At 45.5% G+C, this 17138-nt stretch carries 14 protein-coding genes; 10 read left to right on the top strand and 4 right to left on the bottom strand.

The features are described 5' to 3' along the window. Positions 1-125 precede the first annotated feature (125 nt). The 3 genes from FTU95_RS06210 (at position 126) to FTU95_RS06220 (ending at position 4236) form a co-directional block, all read left to right on the top strand. Entirely contained in the window at positions 126-965 is an 840-nt protein-coding gene (locus FTU95_RS06210; RefSeq protein WP_005170949.1) for an alpha/beta fold hydrolase, read from the top strand. Between the two features lie 15 nt (positions 966-980). Next, the gene (locus FTU95_RS06215) at positions 981-2477 is read left to right on the top strand and encodes an NAD(P)/FAD-dependent oxidoreductase (RefSeq protein WP_180077878.1); all 1497 of its coding nucleotides are present in this window, start codon (positions 981-983) and stop codon (positions 2475-2477) included. Positions 2478-2553: 76 nt separating this feature from the next. Then, positions 2554-4236, top strand: coding sequence for an AMP-binding protein (locus FTU95_RS06220; protein WP_005096895.1), 1683 nt, complete (start codon positions 2554-2556; stop codon positions 4234-4236). A gap of 78 nt (positions 4237-4314) precedes the next feature. Here FTU95_RS06220 and FTU95_RS06225 read toward each other — a convergent pair whose 3' ends face one another. Continuing rightward, positions 4315-5538, bottom strand: coding sequence for a CaiB/BaiF CoA-transferase family protein (locus tag FTU95_RS06225; RefSeq protein WP_005096893.1), 1224 nt, complete (start codon positions 5536-5538; stop codon positions 4315-4317). A 332-nt stretch (positions 5539-5870) separates the two neighbouring features. Between FTU95_RS06225 and FTU95_RS06230 the strand changes: the two genes are divergently transcribed. Further along, positions 5871-7142: an MFS transporter gene (locus FTU95_RS06230; protein WP_074382789.1), complete on the top strand. Its 1272-nt coding sequence runs from the start codon at positions 5871-5873 to the stop codon at positions 7140-7142. Between the two features lie 81 nt (positions 7143-7223). Here the strand turns inward: FTU95_RS06230 and FTU95_RS06235 are convergent, their stop codons facing one another. Further along, complete coding sequence (locus tag FTU95_RS06235; RefSeq protein WP_005170960.1) at positions 7224-7715, bottom strand: MarR family winged helix-turn-helix transcriptional regulator; 492 nt, start codon at positions 7713-7715, stop codon at positions 7224-7226. Between the two features lie 447 nt (positions 7716-8162). Here FTU95_RS06235 and FTU95_RS06240 point away from each other — a divergent pair, with 447 nt between their 5' ends. The 4 genes from FTU95_RS06240 to aliA all read left to right on the top strand — a co-directional run bounded on the left by FTU95_RS06240 (position 8163) and on the right by aliA (position 12652). Beyond that, on the top strand, positions 8163-8930 hold the full coding sequence (locus FTU95_RS06240; RefSeq protein ID WP_100357180.1) for a glucose 1-dehydrogenase: 768 nt from the start codon (positions 8163-8165) through the stop codon (positions 8928-8930). A 62-nt stretch (positions 8931-8992) separates the two neighbouring features. Continuing rightward, the gene (gene badI / locus FTU95_RS06245) at positions 8993-9775 is read left to right on the top strand and encodes a 2-ketocyclohexanecarboxyl-CoA hydrolase (RefSeq protein ID WP_180077880.1); all 783 of its coding nucleotides are present in this window, start codon (positions 8993-8995) and stop codon (positions 9773-9775) included. A gap of 12 nt (positions 9776-9787) precedes the next feature. Then, positions 9788-10945, top strand: a complete 1158-nt coding sequence (gene aliB, locus FTU95_RS06250) for a cyclohexanecarboxyl-CoA dehydrogenase (RefSeq protein WP_180077882.1) — start codon at positions 9788-9790, stop codon at positions 10943-10945. A 51-nt stretch (positions 10946-10996) separates the two neighbouring features. Beyond that, positions 10997-12652 (top strand): cyclohexanecarboxylate-CoA ligase, encoded by a 1656-nt coding sequence (aliA, locus tag FTU95_RS06255; protein WP_005170977.1) that lies wholly within the window; start codon positions 10997-10999, stop codon positions 12650-12652. A gap of 86 nt (positions 12653-12738) precedes the next feature. Here aliA and FTU95_RS06260 read toward each other — a convergent pair whose 3' ends face one another. Further along, positions 12739-13416: a type 1 glutamine amidotransferase domain-containing protein gene (locus tag FTU95_RS06260; RefSeq protein WP_100357177.1), complete on the bottom strand. Its 678-nt coding sequence runs from the start codon at positions 13414-13416 to the stop codon at positions 12739-12741. A 168-nt stretch (positions 13417-13584) separates the two neighbouring features. Further along, positions 13585-14469 carry a LysR family transcriptional regulator gene (locus tag FTU95_RS06265; RefSeq protein WP_180077884.1) on the bottom strand — a complete coding sequence of 295 codons (885 nt, stop codon included), beginning with the start codon at positions 14467-14469 and terminating at the stop codon, positions 13585-13587. 177 nt (positions 14470-14646) lie between these two features. Here FTU95_RS06265 and FTU95_RS06270 point away from each other — a divergent pair, with 177 nt between their 5' ends. Beyond that, positions 14647-16176: a CoA-acylating methylmalonate-semialdehyde dehydrogenase gene (locus tag FTU95_RS06270; protein WP_180077886.1), complete on the top strand. Its 1530-nt coding sequence runs from the start codon at positions 14647-14649 to the stop codon at positions 16174-16176. A gap of 11 nt (positions 16177-16187) precedes the next feature. Next, a complete protein-coding gene (gene mmsB / locus FTU95_RS06275) occupies positions 16188-17078 on the top strand; it encodes a 3-hydroxyisobutyrate dehydrogenase (protein ID WP_180077888.1) in 891 nt (296 codons plus the stop codon). Positions 17079-17138: the final 60 nt, after the last annotated feature.

The raw sequence follows: 17138 nt of genomic DNA on the forward strand, positions 1-17138 counted from the left end.
CCACGATCGCCTCTCTTGATCGTGGGTCTTTTTTTAATAACCCGTTTTGCATCTCAACTGTATTCAATATCAGTTTTTTTCTCTGCGGTTGAACAGACTATAAAACAACAAGATCAGGAGTCTATATGGATTTAGACGTGATTACTCGACAGTTTCCTTATGCTGATTTGCAACTTAACTATCACGAAGTCGGACAGCGTTCTGCATTTCCCAGCATTATTCTGATTCATGGCACAGGTGGAAATACCGACAAGCATTTTAGTTATATTTTTCCGATGCTGGGCATGCATCAGCGGGTGTTATCAATTGATTTGCACACACCTGATAAAGCTGATCTGGCGATTAGCGATTTCAGTCAGCAGGTCGAAGCACTGATTCAGCATGCAGTTGCAGAAGATGAAACTATTACAGTCGTAGGTTATTCACTCGGTGCCGTGATTGCTGCACAAGTCGCCGCGAGTCTCAAACAGCGCGTAGCGCGCTTGATTCTGTTAGCCGGTTGGGCAAAGACCAGCTCGGTGCAGCAACTGCGGACAAGCATCTGGCAACAGTTATTTAATGAACAATCCGCTGCCTTGCCGCATTTTGTCAATTATTGCCTGTATAGCGATGATTATCTATGTGCCCGTAGCGAACAACAGGTGCTTGATCTGGCACGCTTTGTTAAACCTTCCCAAGATGCAGCCAAACAACGTGAACTGAATTATCGCATTGATATTACCTCGATCTTGCCGGACATTTGTGCGGAGACCTTAATCGTCGCTTGCCATGAAGACCGCATGATACCTCTGGCTCAAGCAAAGCTGCTGTTTGCCTCAATACAGGACAGTCGTTATATCGAAATTGCGTCGGGACACGCACTGTATATCGAAGCGCCTGCAGAAGTGCTGCAACTGGTGAACCAGTTTAGCCAGCATCCACAGCAGTATCCGGCAAATCAAAAAATCCAGCCGTCGATGCCTTAAAACAGGAGAAAAATAATGCAAGCTCCAGTACAGCGCAGCAAGATTTTAATCGTAGGCAGCGGTTTCGGTGGTTTGGGCATGGCAATCCGTCTGAAACAGCAGGGCATTCACGACTTTAAAATCATTGAACGTGCCGCAGAAGTCGGTGGAACATGGCGTGATAATACCTATCCCGGTGTCGCCTGTGATGTGCCATCTCATTTATATTCTTTTTCTTTTATTAAAAATCCGGACTGGTCGCGTGTCTTTCCGCAAGGAGCAGAAATTCAGCGTTATTTAATCCAGTGCTGTGATCAGGAAAATATCCGGCCACATATCGACTTTCAAACTCAACTGGAAAAAGCTAGCTGGAATGCCAAAGCACGTATCTGGGAAATTCAGACTTCTCAAGGTCTGTATCAGGCAGAAATTTTAATCACAGCAACCGGACATCTTGCGGATGAACATCTCCCGCAAATTCCGAGTCTGGCAGAATTTCAGGGCCAGGTCATGCATTCCGCGCGCTGGAATCATCAGCTGAATCTGGATAATCGGCGCGTGGTTGTGGTCGGTTCTGGAGCTTCAGCAGTTCAGCTTGTGCCGGAAATTGCCAAAATGGCCAAAAGCCTGACCGTCTTGCAACGTAGTGCGCCATATATATTACCGCGGCCAGACCGGGCTTATTCTGAGTCAGAAAAACAGCTTTTCCGCAAAGATCCGGACAGTATGTCAGCACTCAGACACTCGTTGTTCTGGGGCAATGAATACAATTTTGCCCAGCGTCGTAATCTGAAAAGCCAGATCGAGCGGGTCAAGAAAAATTGTCTGCAATTTTTAAAACATCAGATTTCAGACCCTGAGTTACAGCATAAACTCACTCCGCATTATGAGCCGGGTTGCAAGCGCTTATTGCTCTCTAATGATTATTATCCAACCTTTTTAAAAGCGCATGTCACGCTTGAAGACTCGGCCTTGGCAGAAGTAAGCCAAGATGGCGTAATAAGCAAATCCGGCCATGAATTTCCTGCAGATATCATTGTATTTGCCACTGGGTTTGAAGCAGCACGTCCACCTTATGCGGCAAAGGTCGTCGGTAAACATGGCCTAAGTCTGGAACAACAATGGTCTAGCGGCATGCAGGGCTATCAGTCAACGACCGTACATAATTTTCCAAACCTGTTCATCCTGAATGGACCCAATACCGGCAGTGGTCATAATTCAGCGCTTTATTTTCTGGAAACCCAATTTGATCTGGTGCTGGATGCCTTGCAATTTTTTGAGCTGAATCAGATTCAGGTTTTCGAGGCTGATCAGCATGCTGAAAATAGTTATATGCAGGAGCTGCAGCAACTGTCTCAAGGCAGTGTCTGGCTATCGGAAAGCTGTAAAAGCTGGTATCTGGATCCGGTCAGCCGCAAGTTGACTCTGGTCTGGCCAGATTATGCGCATTCATTCAGAAATAAAAATCAGCATTTTATTCGTAGCGGTTATCACTACCAGTATCTGGAGCAAATGCAGCAAAAACTGGTGTAAAAGCCTGCTAGGAAAATTGAAACCTTAGAGTTTTAACAATACGAAATAAATTTAAAGCAAAGATAGGAGTGCTGTAATGAAAAATCAGCTATGGATGGAAGAATATAAAAAGTGGAATATCAATCCGGAATTTACCCGGCCAGATCCCGAGAAAACCCTGAGCATGACGATTGCTGATAATTTAGTTAAATTTCAGGATAAAACTGCATTTATCTATCGGAATCGCAAGTTCAGCTATAAAGACATCGACGTATATAGCCAGAAATTCGCCACCTATTTGCAGGAGTTGGGGCTGGCAGCTGGTGGCCGTATTGCAGTAATGTTGCCGAATATTATTCAGTACCCGATTGCGACCTTTGCCATTATTCGTGCCGGTTATGTGCTGGTCAATGTCAATCCGATGTACACTCAGCGCGAGCTGTATCATCAGCTACAGGATTCAGGGGCAGAAGCCTTGATTATTCTGGGACAGACTTTGGAGCAATTAACAGCACTAGATGAATGTCCTGCACTCAAATATGTGATTTCAACGCATCCGATGGATTTTATTCAGGATCAGCCCGTGACAGTTTCTCGTCAGGCTGCAGAATATCCAGATAAACGGTTTTTTGACTTTAAACAGGCGATTGATCAAGTCGAAACGATCGATTTCAAGACGCCTGTACAGCATCAGAAAGATACGGTCATTCTGCAATATACCGGTGGAACAACGGGTGTATCCAAAGGTGCTGAACTGAGCCATCGCAATATTCTTTTTAATATCGCGCAGAACAGTACGGTCTTTATCAGTCATTTCGGAGATCGCTATGCTACCGAAGATGAATATGTGTTCTGTGCCTTACCGCTGTATCACATTTATGGTTTTACTATCTGCCTGTTCAGTTATGGTTTGAGTCGCGGTTTCGCCAATGTCCTGATTCCGAACCCGAGAGATCTGGATGCTTTGCTGGATCAATATCAGAAACACCCACCGACTGTTTTTCCGGGCGTGAATACCATGTTTAACGCGCTGGGACATCATCCTCGATTTCGTGAGCTGGATCATTCACGTCTTAAAACCACCACAGGTGGTGGATCGTCTATTTTAAAAAGCACTGCCGAGTTATGGCATGAAATCACAGGCTGCCAGATTTATGAAGGTTATGGACTTTCTGAAACATCACCTACTGCGACCTTTAATCCACCGCTGAGCCGACGCTTTAGTGGCACCATTGGTTTGCCACTGGCAGGAACTGAAATCCTGATTTTAAACGATGAGGCCAAGCCGGTTGAGTTTCAGCAGGCTGGAGAAATCGCCATTCGAGGACCTCAGGTGATGAAGGGTTACTGGCAGCAACCGGAAGCAACGGCTCAGGCATTTACGAAAGACGGCTTCTTTCTGACAGGCGATATCGGCTGTATGGATGAGCAGGGTTATATCACCATTCTAGACCGTAAAAAGGACATGATTCTGGTTTCCGGTTTTAATGTCTATCCGAATGAGCTGGAAGGCGTACTGTCCAAACATCCCAAAATACTGGAATGTGCCGTGATCGGGATTGAGGATGAAAAATCCGGACAGGTACCCAAGGCATTTATTGTGAAACAGGACGCCAACCTGACTCAGGACGAGGTCATGGCTTTCCTGAAACAGCAACTGACCAGTTATAAAATGCCAAAATATATAGAATTCGTATCTGAATTGCCAAAGTCTGCGGTCGGCAAAATTTTGCGTCGTGAACTGCCTCGAACTGTTCAGCCCAATACCAAAGCCTGTTAAAAAAGAATAGAAAATCTGGCTAATTACGGTGAAAATAAAAAAGGAATCATAAAGATTCCTTTTTTATTGCTTGCTAGCTTATCGCTGCTGGATGACTTTTTTGCTTTTCAGCTCATCTATTTCATCCGGGCTTAAAAACTGGCTTAAGACTACATCGGTATCTTCACCTAAACAGGGTGGCGCTTTTTTATACTCTACCGGGGTCTTGGAAAGTTTAATCGGTGAGCCAATCGAGGTGTAATCTTCACGTAAAGTGTGTGGCATCTGGATGACCATCTCACGTGCCAATACCTGTTCTTCTTTCAGAGTCTGCTTCAGGTTATTAATCATACCAACCGGAACTTTGACTGCATGAATCAGATCCACCCAGGTTTGTGCGGGTTGCTTATAGAAATGTGCCTGTAGCACTGTGGTCAGCTCTTCACGATGCATCACCCGTCCTGAATTTTTTAGGAAACGAGGATCTTCGGCGACCTCAGCCAAGCCCACTGCCTGACACAAGGCCTTGAATTGCAGGTCATTGCCACAGGCGATAATAAACTCACCTTGCTGTGCCTTAAACACCTGATAAGGCACAATATTGGCATGCGCATTTCCAAAGCGGCCCGGCACTTTGTCTGAAGTCAGATAATTCATTGCCAGAACGGAGAGGGAAGCCACCTGGGTATCCAGCAGTGCCATATCGATATGCTGGCCTTCACCGGTTTTTTCCCGCGACAATAATGCCGCCTGAATGGCAATTGCAGAATATAAACCGGTGGTCAGGTCAGCAAAAGCCAGACCGGCTTTTTGCGGGCCGCCTCCCGGCAAGTCATCGCGTTCACCGGTGACGCTCATCATGCCACCCATGCCCTGAATAATAAAATCATAACCTGGTTCGTGTGCACGTGGGCCGTTCTGACCAAAGCCGGTAATTGAACAGTACACCAGACGCGGATTTAACTGACTCAGACTTTCATAATCCAGACCATATTTTTTTAGAGAACCCGCTTTATAATTCTCGATGACCACATCACTTTGCTGGGCAATTTTTTTAATGATCTCTTGACCTTCAGGCGTAGACAGATCCACGGCAACTGAATGTTTACCGCGGTTGGCAGAAAGATAATATGCCGATTCATGCGTATCTTCCTGCTTGTCATTTTTTAGCCAGGGCGGGCCCCAGATTCGCGTGTCATCCCCGTGATTAGGTTTTTCAATTTTAATCACTTCGGCGCCTAAATCGGCCAAAATTTGACTGCACCACGGGCCGGCTAAAATACGGCTTAAATCCAGTACGCGAAAGCCTGTTAAAGCACCCATCCTTACACTCCCTGTTTTATTGTATTCAATATCATCTAATTTCTAATCCTCATATCAAAATATCTTAAAATGATTTAATAATCAAATTAGCGATAACTAATTTCGTATAACAAAACTTAATATCAAATATTGTTGAAAATTCAACTTATCTTAATTACCTTGATTGGGCTCGACAGGAACAGCAAAAATAAAAGGAGATCTGAAAATCTCTCAGAGAAACCAAGAAAAACAGGAGCTAAAAATTGTCAGGATTGCATTTGTAGCAACCCGTCTATGTGCAAGATGGCAATTAAAACATCAATACGAAATAAGCAATAACAAGGATATTTACAATGACGGATCTCGCAACAGAATTAGGAAAAATCAAGCCCACGACCAAAAGAACCCAGCAAATTGCCTTTATATTTGCTTTTCTGGCCTTACTGGTCGATGGCGCAGACATGTTATTGCTGTCATTTAGCTTGAACAGTCTCAAAGCTGAGTTTGGCTTAAGCAATTTACAGGCAGGAGCACTGGGAAGTTTCACTTTGGCCGGGATGGCTATTGGCGGATTTATGGGCGGTTGGGCCTGTGACCATTTAGGCCGGGTACGCACCGTGGTCATTTCCATCCTGATTTTTTCTACATTGACTGCGGCACTGGGTTTTACCCAGAATTTTGAACAGTTCGCGCTATTACGCTTTCTGTCTGCATTCGGAATTGGCGCTTTATATATTGCAGCCAATACATTGATGGCAGAATATGTACCTACTGAATATCGGACAACAGTCTTGGGAACCTTACAGGCAGGCTGGACAGTCGGTTATATTGTGGCGACCTTGCTTGCTGGCTGGATTATTCCAGACTACGGCTGGCGGATGCTGTTCTTTGTCGCGATTATTCCAGCCGCCATGGCATTTTTTATCCAGAAACTGGTGCCAGAACCAGAGTCTTGGCAGCGGGCCAGACTGCAACGTTTATATGCGCCTGCAGATGTAACGGCAAATCGACCTGTTAAAAAAAGTACCACCAAGGAAATTTTTGCCGATCCTAGAAACCGCAGAATGTTTATCCTGTGGATTTTAACCGCTGGCTTTTTACAGTTTGGTTATTACGGCGTCAACAACTGGATGCCGGCCTATCTAGAATCTGAATTACATATGGATTTTAAATCGATGGCAGGTTATATGATTGGGACTTATGTCGCCATGATTTTCGGCAAGGTTCTGGCTGGCTTTGCAGCAGACCGTTTAGGACGCCGTTTTGTCTTTGCCTTTGGTGCTATTGGCACAGCGATCTTCCTGCCGGTGATTGTACTGTTTAATAGCCCTGACAATATTGCCTATCTGCTGATTTTCTTTGGTTTCCTGTACGGTATTCCTTATGCGATTAATGCCACCTACATGACCGAAAGCTTTGCAACCTCGATTCGTGGTACTGCGGTTGGTGGTGCTTATAATGCCGGGCGTATTGGCGCCATGTTTGCACCTGCAATTATCGGGGCGGCTGCAAGTGGTGGCTCTATCGGTTTGGGCTTCCTGATTATGGGCGGTGCATATTTCTTATGTGGTGCTGTATCCGGGATCTTTATCAAGGACCGTCAATATGATCCGCAAAAAGCATAACTATTCATAAAGTCTGTAAAAATGAGCCTGCTCGGGCTCATTTTTATATGAATCAAAGTGAAGCATCGTGCTTCTCATTTTTTATTCTGCATTCATTTCTTTTGGCAAATGAATATTTTTCAGGCCGTCATTGACTTTATTAAGAAGGTGAATCAGAGTAATGGCATCATCAAAAGTCAGCTTGTTCAAAGCCTGTCCATAAAAATCAAAAAAATCATTCTGCAAACTATCCCAGGTTTTAAAGCCTTCGCTGGTCAGCGCGACATTTTTAGCACGTCTGTCTTGCTCACTGATAATCCGTTCAACCAGACCATCACGTTCCAGACGTTTTAAAACTGCGTCCAGATTTTGCCGGCTTACACCGAGGTATTCGGTCAAATCAGAAAATGACATCCCTGATTTTACCCGCGGCCGAGACAAGGCTCCCAGTACAGCCCAATGCACTGGAGAAATTCCCAGTTCATTCGAGCATTTGCGATCCAGCGTATTCCCCACCTGAAACAGCCTGAAAAAAAGTCTATTGTGGGCAGAGTATAAGGATTGATCATATTTTTTTGACACAGTATCACTCATTTGATAAGCCACCCAGCTCAACACGTTTAAATAAAAAAGAGTATAGCTTAGAGCTCACTCGCATAAATCGAATTCCAGATTGCAGCGCGCATGTAGAACCCAAGTACACTGGCACCATATTAACTTGAGAAATCATGATTTTTTTCTCTTTATTCAGTCAGCTTGATTGAATGAAGCAACATAAAAAGTTTTTTCGATTCAGGTTGCATTATTCTGAAAATGAGCCTGTGATTGATAGTGCAAATCTAAGAGTAAAGCTGATATGTGTCAATGTCTTTAATTTGTTAAAATTATAAGTTATTGATAATAAGTTATAAAATAAATATATAAACTTATTTTATGTAAATATATTGACATAAAAATATTCTAATTCTATTTTAGTGATAACAGGCGATATATGAACAATAGTTAATCAGAATCAGATAAAAATATACCAGGGAGAGTTAAATGAAAGGGTTGAAGGATAAAGTCGTAATTGTGACCGGTGGCGCAGGTGGCATCGGTTCAGCAACCTGCCGCCGTCTGGCGGAAGAAGGTGCGAAAGTTGCGATCTTTGACATGAATATTGCAGCAGCAGAAAAACTGGCCGCAGAAATTAACCAGCAGAATGGCCAGGCCCTGGCTGTGCAGTGTGACATTACTCAAAATACTGTTGTGGAGCAGGCTGTACAGCAAGTAGAAGCCGAGCTTGGGCCGATTGATGGACTGGTCAATAATGCCGGTTGGGATATTTTCAAACCTTTTATCAAAACGAATCCGCAAGAATGGGAAAAACTGATTCAGATCAATCTGGTCGGTATGCTGAATATGCACTTTGCCGTTCTGAAAGGTATGGTCGAGCGCAATTCTGGCAGTATTGTCAACATTGCCTCTGATGCTGCCCGAGTCGGTTCTTCAGGTGAAGCGGTTTATGCTGCATGTAAGGGCGGACTGCTTTCATTCTCAAAAACACTGGCCCGTGAACATTCTCGTCATAACATCAAAATTAATGTGATTTGTCCCGGACCAACCGATACAGCCTTACTGGCAGGTGTCACCGAGGGTGCATCGAATCCAGAAAAATTACGTGAGGCTTTCACTCGTGCTATTCCACTTGGTCGTTTAGGCCAGCCGGAAGATTTAGCTTCTTCGATTGCATTCTTTTTAAGTGAAGATGCCAGCTTTATTACCGGGCAAGTACTCAGTGTTTCTGGTGGTTTAACCATGAGTGGTTAAGCAAAAATTGCTAGAAAATACGAAAAATAAGGTCAGATAGATAAATACAGGAAGTTATAACAATGAATTTTGAAGATATTTTATATGAAGTGAAAAACGGTGTGGCCTGGATCACCATCAATCGCCCAGAAAAAATGAATGCCTTTCGTGGCACCACCTGTGATGAATTAATCAAGGCCCTAAACAAGGCCGGCTATGACCGTGAAGTGGGTGCGATTGTACTGACTGGCGCCGGTAATCGTGCTTTCTGTACTGGCGGCGACCAGTCTGCTCACGATGGTAATTATGATGGCCGCGGTACCATTGGTCTACCGATGGAAGAGTTGCATACCGCGATTCGTGATGTACCAAAACCGGTGATCGCTCGTGTACAAGGTTATGCCATTGGTGGCGGTAACGTTCTGGCCACCATTTGTGACCTGACCATTTGTTCGGAAAAAGCCATTTTTGGTCAGGTGGGCCCGAAAATGGGCTCAGTAGATCCAGGTTATGGCACAGCTTATCTGGCTCGTGTTGTGGGTGAGAAAAAAGCCCGTGAAATCTGGTATATGTGCCGCCGTTATAGTGGACAGGAAGCAGTTGAAATGGGGCTGGCAAATAAATGTGTTCCTGCCGATCAACTCGATGCCGAAGTACAGGCCTGGGCCGAAGAAATCTGTCAGCGCAGTCCGACCGCAATCGCGATTGCCAAACGTAGCTTCAATATGGATACGGCACATCAGGCAGGAATTGCCGGCATGGGGATGTATGCATTAAAACTTTATTATGATACGGAAGAATCGCGCGAAGGCGTCAATGCCCTGAAGGAAAAACGTCAGCCTGAATTTCGTAAATTTTATAAATAAGGAAAATGACTGATGACTAAAAATCCTTATATCACGGAAGAGCTCGAATTTTTAGCAGAAACCGTTGAAAAATTTGCACAAAAATATATTGCCCCCGGCTTTTTAGAACGTGATCAGAGCCGAATCTTTGATCGTGATCTGGTCAAGAAAATGGGTGAAATGGGTTTTATTGCGCCGGAACTGCCTGAACAGTATGGCGGTCAAGGCATGGGACGTCTGGCTGCAGGGGTCATTCATGAAGCGGTGGCCAAGGCAGATCTAAGTTTTTCTTATATCAATCTGCTCGCTTCGCTAAATGGCCAGATTCTGGCTGAACATGGACAACCGGAAGTGGTAGAGCCCTGGCTGAAAAAACTCACTGCGGGTGAAGCGATTTTTTCAATTGCATTGACCGAACCGCGTGGGGGTTCAGATGCCGCCAACCTACGTTTAAAAATTGAACGTGACGGCGATGAATATATCATTAACGGCGAAAAAACCTCGATTTCGGCTGCCGATCAGGCCGATGCATCGGTGGTATTTGGCCGTACTGGTGCCAATGAAGACGGCGCACATGGCGTGACAGCACTTCTAGTTCCGATGGATTTACCGGGCATTAGCACCACGCGTTTTGACTGTCATGGGCAACGTGCCATTGGTCGCGGTTCAATCTTCTTTGATAATGTTCGTGTACTGGTCAATCATCGTCTCGGTGATGAAAACAAAGGCTTTGTGCAGGTCATGCAAGGCTTTGACTTTTCACGTGCCTTGATTGGTTTACAGGTTTTGGCCGTGGCTCGTGTCAGTCTGGATGAAGCCTGGGAATATGCGGCGCAACGTGAAGCCTTTGGTCAGCCCTTAACAGCATTTCAAGGCGTGTCGCATCCATTGGCCGAGTATGAAACCCAGGTAGAAGCCGCGCGTTTACTCTGTCTGCAAACCTTATGGCTCAAAGACAATCATCTGCCACATAGTTCCGAAGCTGGAATGTGTAAATGGTGGGGGCCAAAACTGGCCTATGACGTGATTCATCAATGCTTATTGACCTTTGGTCATGCCGGATATGACCGTGGTGTGATGGAACAGCGCATGCGTGATGTACTCGGCTTCCAGATTGGTGACGGAACAGCGCAGATCATGAAAACCATTATTGCGCGTAAAAAAGCAGGACGCAAAGCGGTACCGGCTTAGCTCATATTGAGCTCAGCCCTGGCCGATATAATTAAAATCAGGAGTAACCGAATGGAATTCGATGCAGTTCTTATAGCTTCCAGAAAAGAAAAAATGCTGAAAGAAGGCTACTGGTTAAATAAAACCATTATTGATTCTCTGCGTCAGACCATCGACAAGAATCCAGATAAAACCGCACTGGTCAGTTTTAAAGTGGAAGATCAAACGGAGCAAGTGTTTAGCTATCAGGATCTCTGGAACATGACCAATAAAATTGCTTTAGGTTTAAAGCAATTGGGTGTGGCTAAAAATGATGTGGTCTCGTGTCAGTTGCCGAACTGGTGGGAATTTACCTTGCTGTATCTGGCCTGTAGCCGCATCGGCGCCGTACTGAATCCATTGATGCCGATTTTCCGAGAACGGGAACTGGAATTCATGCTGAAACATGGTGAAGCCAAAGTATTTATCGTACCAAAAAGCTTCCGTAATTTTGATCATGAACAGCTGGCAAATCGCTTAAAGACTAAAATTGAGACCTTGCAACATGTGGTGGTGGTCAATGGTCTTGAAGAGAATAATTTTGATCGCGTTTTGGTCAATCATGGTCTTGAGCAAGATTCTTCCGCCGTTACAAACCTAGATCAGCTTGAAGCTCGTCCTGATGATATTACCCAGCTGATTTTTACCTCAGGCACTACCGGTGAGCCGAAAGGGGTGATGCATACCGCCAACACTTTATTTTCCAATATTGTTCCCTATGCAGAACGGCTACATTTAAATCAAAATGATGTGGTACTCATGGCCTCACCGATGGCGCATCAAACCGGCTTTATGTATGGCCTGATGATGCCGATTGAACTGAATGCCAAAGTGGTGTTGCAAGATGTCTGGGATGTGTCACAGGCAGTGGATTTAATTCACCAGCATCAGGTCAGTTTTACCATGGCGTCCACACCATTCCTGAATGACCTGTCCACCACCGTTGCGGAGCAGCAGGATCAGGTCAGCAGCCTGAAAACCTTCTTGTGTGCAGGTGCACCAATTCCAGGTTCATTGGTACAAAAAGCACGGGAAACCTTAGGTGTCAAAGTGATTTCTGCTTGGGGCATGACCGAGTGCGGCGCAATTACCACCACACGACCTGAAGATGAGGATGAACGTTCCTTTAATACGGACGGGATTGCTTTGCCCGGTGTAGAGATCAAAATCGTCAATAAAGCAGGCGAGATTAAACCGCTGAATGAGCCGGGACGCTTAATGATTCGTGCCTGTTCAAGTTTTGGCGGTTATTTAAAACGTGCACATTTAAATGATACCGATGCAGATGACTGGTTTGATACAGGAGATATTGCCTATCAGGATGAGCAAGGCTATATCCGGATTTGGGGGCGCAAAAAAGATGTGATTATTCGCGGTGGAGAAAATATTCCGGTGGCAGAAATTGAATCTCTGCTGTATAAACACCCGAATATTGCCGTCGTGGCGCTGGTGGCTTATGCCGATGAACGACTCGGTGAAAGAGCCTGTGCGATTATCAAGCTTAAAGATCCAAGTCAGCCATTAGAACTGAATGATATCGTCAACTTTTTAAAAACCCATAATCTGGCGATGCAATATATTCCAGAACGCCTGGAGATTTGGGAAGATATTCCAATGACGCCGTCTGGAAAAATCCAGAAGTTTAAACTTCGTGAACTGCTGGCCAGTCATCTTGCCTCAGCCAATTGATCTTTAAAGATAAACTCCTGAAATATATTCAGGAGTTTTTGCTATAGATTGAAATGGGAAGCCAAACCTTAAATTGATTTATCGCGTTATTTTAATAACTTCAATAAAGCTTCAGCTGTCGCAGCCGAAGAGGCAGGATTTTGTCCGGTAATGAGCAGACCATCTTCTTGGACATAAGCCTGCCAATCATCAGCTTTGGAATATTGGCCAGCTTTTTCTTTGAGCATGTCTTCAACTAAAAATGGCACAATAGCGGTCAGGCCCACGCCGTCTTCTTCGCTATTACTAAAGCCAGTAACTGTCTTGCCTTCTATAATCGAACGACCTTCAGCATCTTTAACATCACGAAGTACGCCCGGCGCATGACAAACCAATGCCACAGGTTTATTGGCCTGCAAAGTCTGCTCAATCAAGGAAATAGAGTTCTGGTCTTCGGCTAGATCCCATAATGGACCATGACCACCGGGATAGAACACAGCATCAAAATCCTGATTTAAGACTTCACTTAATTTATGTGTATTGGCAAGCTGCTGCATGGCCACTTCATCTGCTTCAAAACGTTTGGTGGTTTCAGTCTGTGCATCTGGTTCGTTACTTTTTGGGTCTAAGGGCGGCTGGCCACCCGCAGGAGAAGCCAGAATTAGCTCTGCACCTGCGTCAACAAAGCTATAGTAAGGTGCAGCCAGCTCTTCCAGCCAAAATCCGGTTTTCTTGCCGGTATCGCCAAGCGTGTCATGTGAAGTCAGAACGATCAGAATTTTCATATTATTTTCCTGTATCTCATTAAATATTGCGAATGGCTGCTTGTTAATTTAACAAGTCGCGGGCATCAGGAATGTTGTGATACGTTCATTTGCTGTATCGATACGTTTGTGTTTGAGTTGAATTAACTTAAGGCTGTATTTATGAAGCGAACAGTTTTTTAAGCGCAATTATCTGCCCATTAACAGGTCTTGCTGAAGGTCCGCCTGTTTACGCAGAAAATCCCAGACCAGTTTAATTTTCGGTTCATGTTGCAGGTCGACCAGCGTTAGCATCCAGAAAGTGTGGGTAAAACTGAGTTGATGACCCAGCACCTCTTTCAGTTCACTTTTATCATTGACCAGAAATTTCGGCAAAATGGCCAGTCCAGCACCTGCACGAACCGCAATTTCCTGCGCCAGAATACTATTACTGCGAAAACAGGCACTGACCTGCAAGGGAAGACGCTCCAGCGAATACAGTGCAGTGCTATAGACGAGATCATCAATATAATCGACAAAACGGTGCTGCTGGAGGTCTTCCAGTTTTTTAATTTCCGGATTTTGCTGTAAATAATGCTGGCTGCCATACAGTTTCAGGCAGTAGTTAGACAAACGAGTAATGATATAGGGGCCAGATTTGGGCCGGTCAATCGCGATCACAATATCGGCTTCTCGATGTGAAAGTTTGATCGCTTTCGGTACCGGAATCAGGTCAATGGTCAACAAAGGATAATGCTGGGAAAATTCTGCCAAAAGACGGGCTAAAAATGCCGTGCCAAAGCCTTCTGGCGCACCAATCCGCACCCGGCCTTGCAAAGGGTCGTGGCGCTTGTCAATCTGGATAAAGGACTGTTCCATCTGTTCAACACGCGGTACCAGTGCCAGACCTTCCGAGGTCAGTTCATAACCGGTGGCTTCGCGCTTAAAGAGTTGCGTACCTAAAGTACTTTCCAAGGCCTGAATTCGCCGCGCTACGGTGCTGTGTTCAACACCAATCAAGCGGGCTGCATTGGTGAGCGTTTTAGCACGCGCTAAAACCAAAAAGAAACGTAAATGATCCCAATCCACTTTCATTTTTTATTTAACATCCTGTTAAATTCCTGTGCATATTTGCACAACCATCGTGCACCAATTTCTATTGGTGGTCAAAGTGTTCTTTGTTAGTCTGCTGAAACAGCGTAAAAATTATACGTTAAATAAAAGCCAGTAAAGGCAGATACAACGACAATAACAAACCAGCACGGAGCGACCATGAACGCCATTTCTCATCCAAAGCAAAGTACCGGATTCACCACCGCAAAACTTCTCATTAATGGTGAATTTGTCGAATCAAAAACCAGCCATTGGCAAGATATTATCAATCCTGCCACTCAGGAAGTTTTGGGTAAGGTGCCATTTGCTACTGCTGAAGAAGTCAATGCTGCGATTGCGGCTGCGCAAAATGCCTTTGCCAGCTGGCGCCAGACCCCAATTCAGGCCCGTATGCGGATTATGCTAAAACTGCAGGATCTGATTCGTACCAATTTAAAAAGTATTGCCCAAGTCTTAACGGCGGAACAGGGTAAAACCCTGGCCGATGCCGAAGGTGACATTCAGCGTGGCTTAGAAGTGGTGGAGCATGCCTGTTCTATTGGTTCACTACAAATGGGTGAATATGTTGAAGGTGTGGCACGCGGTGTCGATACCTATACCTTGCAGCAACCACTCGGTGTTTGTGCGGGAATTACGCCGTTTAACTTCCCGGCGATGATTCCACTGTGGATGTTCCCAATGGCGATTGTCTGCGGCAATACCTTTGTCTTAAAGCCTTCAGAACAAGATCCATTATCAACCATGATGCTGGTTGAACTGGCGATTGAGGCAGGTGTGCCGGCAGGCGTACTGAATGTAGTACATGGCGGCAAAGAAGTGGTCGATCTACTGTGTACCCATCGTGACATCAAAGCCATCTCTTTTGTTGGTTCAACCGCAGTCGGTACGCATGTCTATAACCTGGCAGGCCAGCACGGTAAACGTGTACAGTCGATGATGGGCGCGAAAAACCATGTCGTGGTGATGCCGGATGCCAATAAAGAACAGACCTTAAATGCGTTGGTCGGTGCAGCATTTGGTGCAGCCGGTCAGCGTTGTATGGCGCTTTCGGTGGCCGTGATGGTCGGGGACACCAAGCACTGGGTCGATGAACTGGTGGCTAAAACCAAAACCTTAAAGGTGAATGCCGGGCATGAACCGAATACTGATGTTGGGCCAGTGATTTCGACCCGTGCCAAAGCCCGTGTCATAGACTTAATTAACAGTGGCGTTGAACAGGACGCTGAACTGCTGCTGGATGGCCGTGATGTAAATGTTCCGGGTTATGAAAAAGGCAATTTTGTCGGGCCAACGATTTTTAATCAGGTCACGACCGATATGCGCATTTATCAAGAAGAAGTCTTCGGTCCGGTACTGGCGATCATACATGTTGATACTTTAGAACAAGCGATTGAGCTGATTAATGCCAATCCATTCGGTAACGGCGTTGGACTCTTTACCCAAAATGGCAATACTGCACGCACATTCCAGCACCAGATTGATATCGGTCAGGTCGGTATTAACATTCCAATTCCTGTACCTGTGCCGTTCTTCAGCTTTACCGGTTCGCGTGGTTCAAAACTGGGGGATTTAGGTCCTTATGGCAAGCAGGCAGTGCAGTTCTATACCCAGACCAAAACCATTACCAGCCGATGGTTTGAAGATGATCAGGAAACCACCGGTGTCAATACCACGATTAGCCTGCGTTAAGGAGCATCAGCATGAAGATTGCATTTATTGGTTTGGGCAACATGGGCGGCTCGATGGCGCAGAACCTGCTCAAGGCAGGGCATCAGGTTTTTGGTTATGACTTGAGTGAAGTCGCTTTACAGCATTTTGCCGAAGCGGGCGGTATCGTTTGTGACAGTCCACAAGCTGCCGCAAAACAGGCAGATATTGTGGTCAGCATGTTGCCTGCAGCCAAGCATGTACGTGAAGTTTATCTTGGTGAGCACGGTATTCTGAACGTGCTTCAAGCGGGCAGTTTATGTATCGACAGCAGTACCATTGACCCGCAAACCATTCAGGAGGTTGCCGCAGCAGCGCAGGCCAAACAGATTCGCGTCTGTGATGCGCCAGTCTCTGGCGGGACTTTGGGCGCCAAAGACGGAACTTTGACCTTTATGGTGGGTGCAGACGATGCCACCTTTGAGGCCGTAAAACCGGTCCTCAGCTGTATGGGTAAAAATCTGGTGCATTGTGGCGCTGTAGGAACAGGACAGGTTGCAAAAATCTGTAATAACCTGATTCTGGGGATTTCCATGACTGCTGTTGCAGAAGGCATGGCACTTGGGGCCAAACTGGGAATTGATCCGCAAGCACTAGCCGGGGTAATCAATAGTTCCACCGGACGTTGCTGGAGTTCTGAAATCTATAATCCCTGGCCGGATATCTGTGCCAATGCACCGTCATCACGGGGTTATACCGATGGTTTTGCAGCACAGCTGATGCTTAAAGATTTGGGCCTGGCTGTCGATGCAGCGCAACAGGTGGACCAACCGGTGGTTCTGGGTAGCATGGTGCAGAAACTCTATCAACAGCTTTGTCAGGAAGGGGATGCGCATCTGGATTTTTCCAGCATCATGCATCAATACACCACGCGACCTGCTTAAAACTTAAAATATCCAGATGGAGCAAGGATTCGCTTCATCAACAATACCTTGTCAGTAATA

The sequence above is a fragment of the Acinetobacter sp. YH12208 genome (genome assembly GCF_013418055.1).
Taxonomy (GTDB): Bacteria; Pseudomonadota; Gammaproteobacteria; order Pseudomonadales; family Moraxellaceae; genus Acinetobacter; species Acinetobacter pseudolwoffii.

Excerpts from the sequence above, each read along its gene's own strand:
- FTU95_RS06210 (WP_005170949.1), top strand. The coding sequence starts at position 126 with ATGGATTTAGACGTGATTACTCGACAGTTTCCTTATGCTGATTTGCAA.
- FTU95_RS06215 (WP_180077878.1), top strand. The coding sequence starts at position 981 with ATGCAAGCTCCAGTACAGCGCAGCAAGATTTTAATCGTAGGCAGCGGT.
- FTU95_RS06220 (WP_005096895.1), top strand. The coding sequence starts at position 2,554 with ATGAAAAATCAGCTATGGATGGAAGAATATAAAAAGTGGAATATCAAT.
- FTU95_RS06225 (WP_005096893.1), bottom strand. The coding sequence starts at position 5,538 with ATGGGTGCTTTAACAGGCTTTCGCGTACTGGATTTAAGCCGTATTTTA.
- FTU95_RS06230 (WP_074382789.1), top strand. The coding sequence starts at position 5,871 with ATGACGGATCTCGCAACAGAATTAGGAAAAATCAAGCCCACGACCAAA.
- FTU95_RS06235 (WP_005170960.1), bottom strand. The coding sequence starts at position 7,715 with ATGAGTGATACTGTGTCAAAAAAATATGATCAATCCTTATACTCTGCC.
- FTU95_RS06240 (WP_100357180.1), top strand. The coding sequence starts at position 8,163 with ATGAAAGGGTTGAAGGATAAAGTCGTAATTGTGACCGGTGGCGCAGGT.
- badI (WP_180077880.1), top strand. The coding sequence starts at position 8,993 with ATGAATTTTGAAGATATTTTATATGAAGTGAAAAACGGTGTGGCCTGG.
- aliB (WP_180077882.1), top strand. The coding sequence starts at position 9,788 with ATGACTAAAAATCCTTATATCACGGAAGAGCTCGAATTTTTAGCAGAA.
- aliA (WP_005170977.1), top strand. The coding sequence starts at position 10,997 with ATGGAATTCGATGCAGTTCTTATAGCTTCCAGAAAAGAAAAAATGCTG.
- FTU95_RS06260 (WP_100357177.1), bottom strand. The coding sequence starts at position 13,416 with ATGAAAATTCTGATCGTTCTGACTTCACATGACACGCTTGGCGATACC.
- FTU95_RS06265 (WP_180077884.1), bottom strand. The coding sequence starts at position 14,469 with ATGAAAGTGGATTGGGATCATTTACGTTTCTTTTTGGTTTTAGCGCGT.
- FTU95_RS06270 (WP_180077886.1), top strand. The coding sequence starts at position 14,647 with ATGAACGCCATTTCTCATCCAAAGCAAAGTACCGGATTCACCACCGCA.
- mmsB (WP_180077888.1), top strand. The coding sequence starts at position 16,188 with ATGAAGATTGCATTTATTGGTTTGGGCAACATGGGCGGCTCGATGGCG.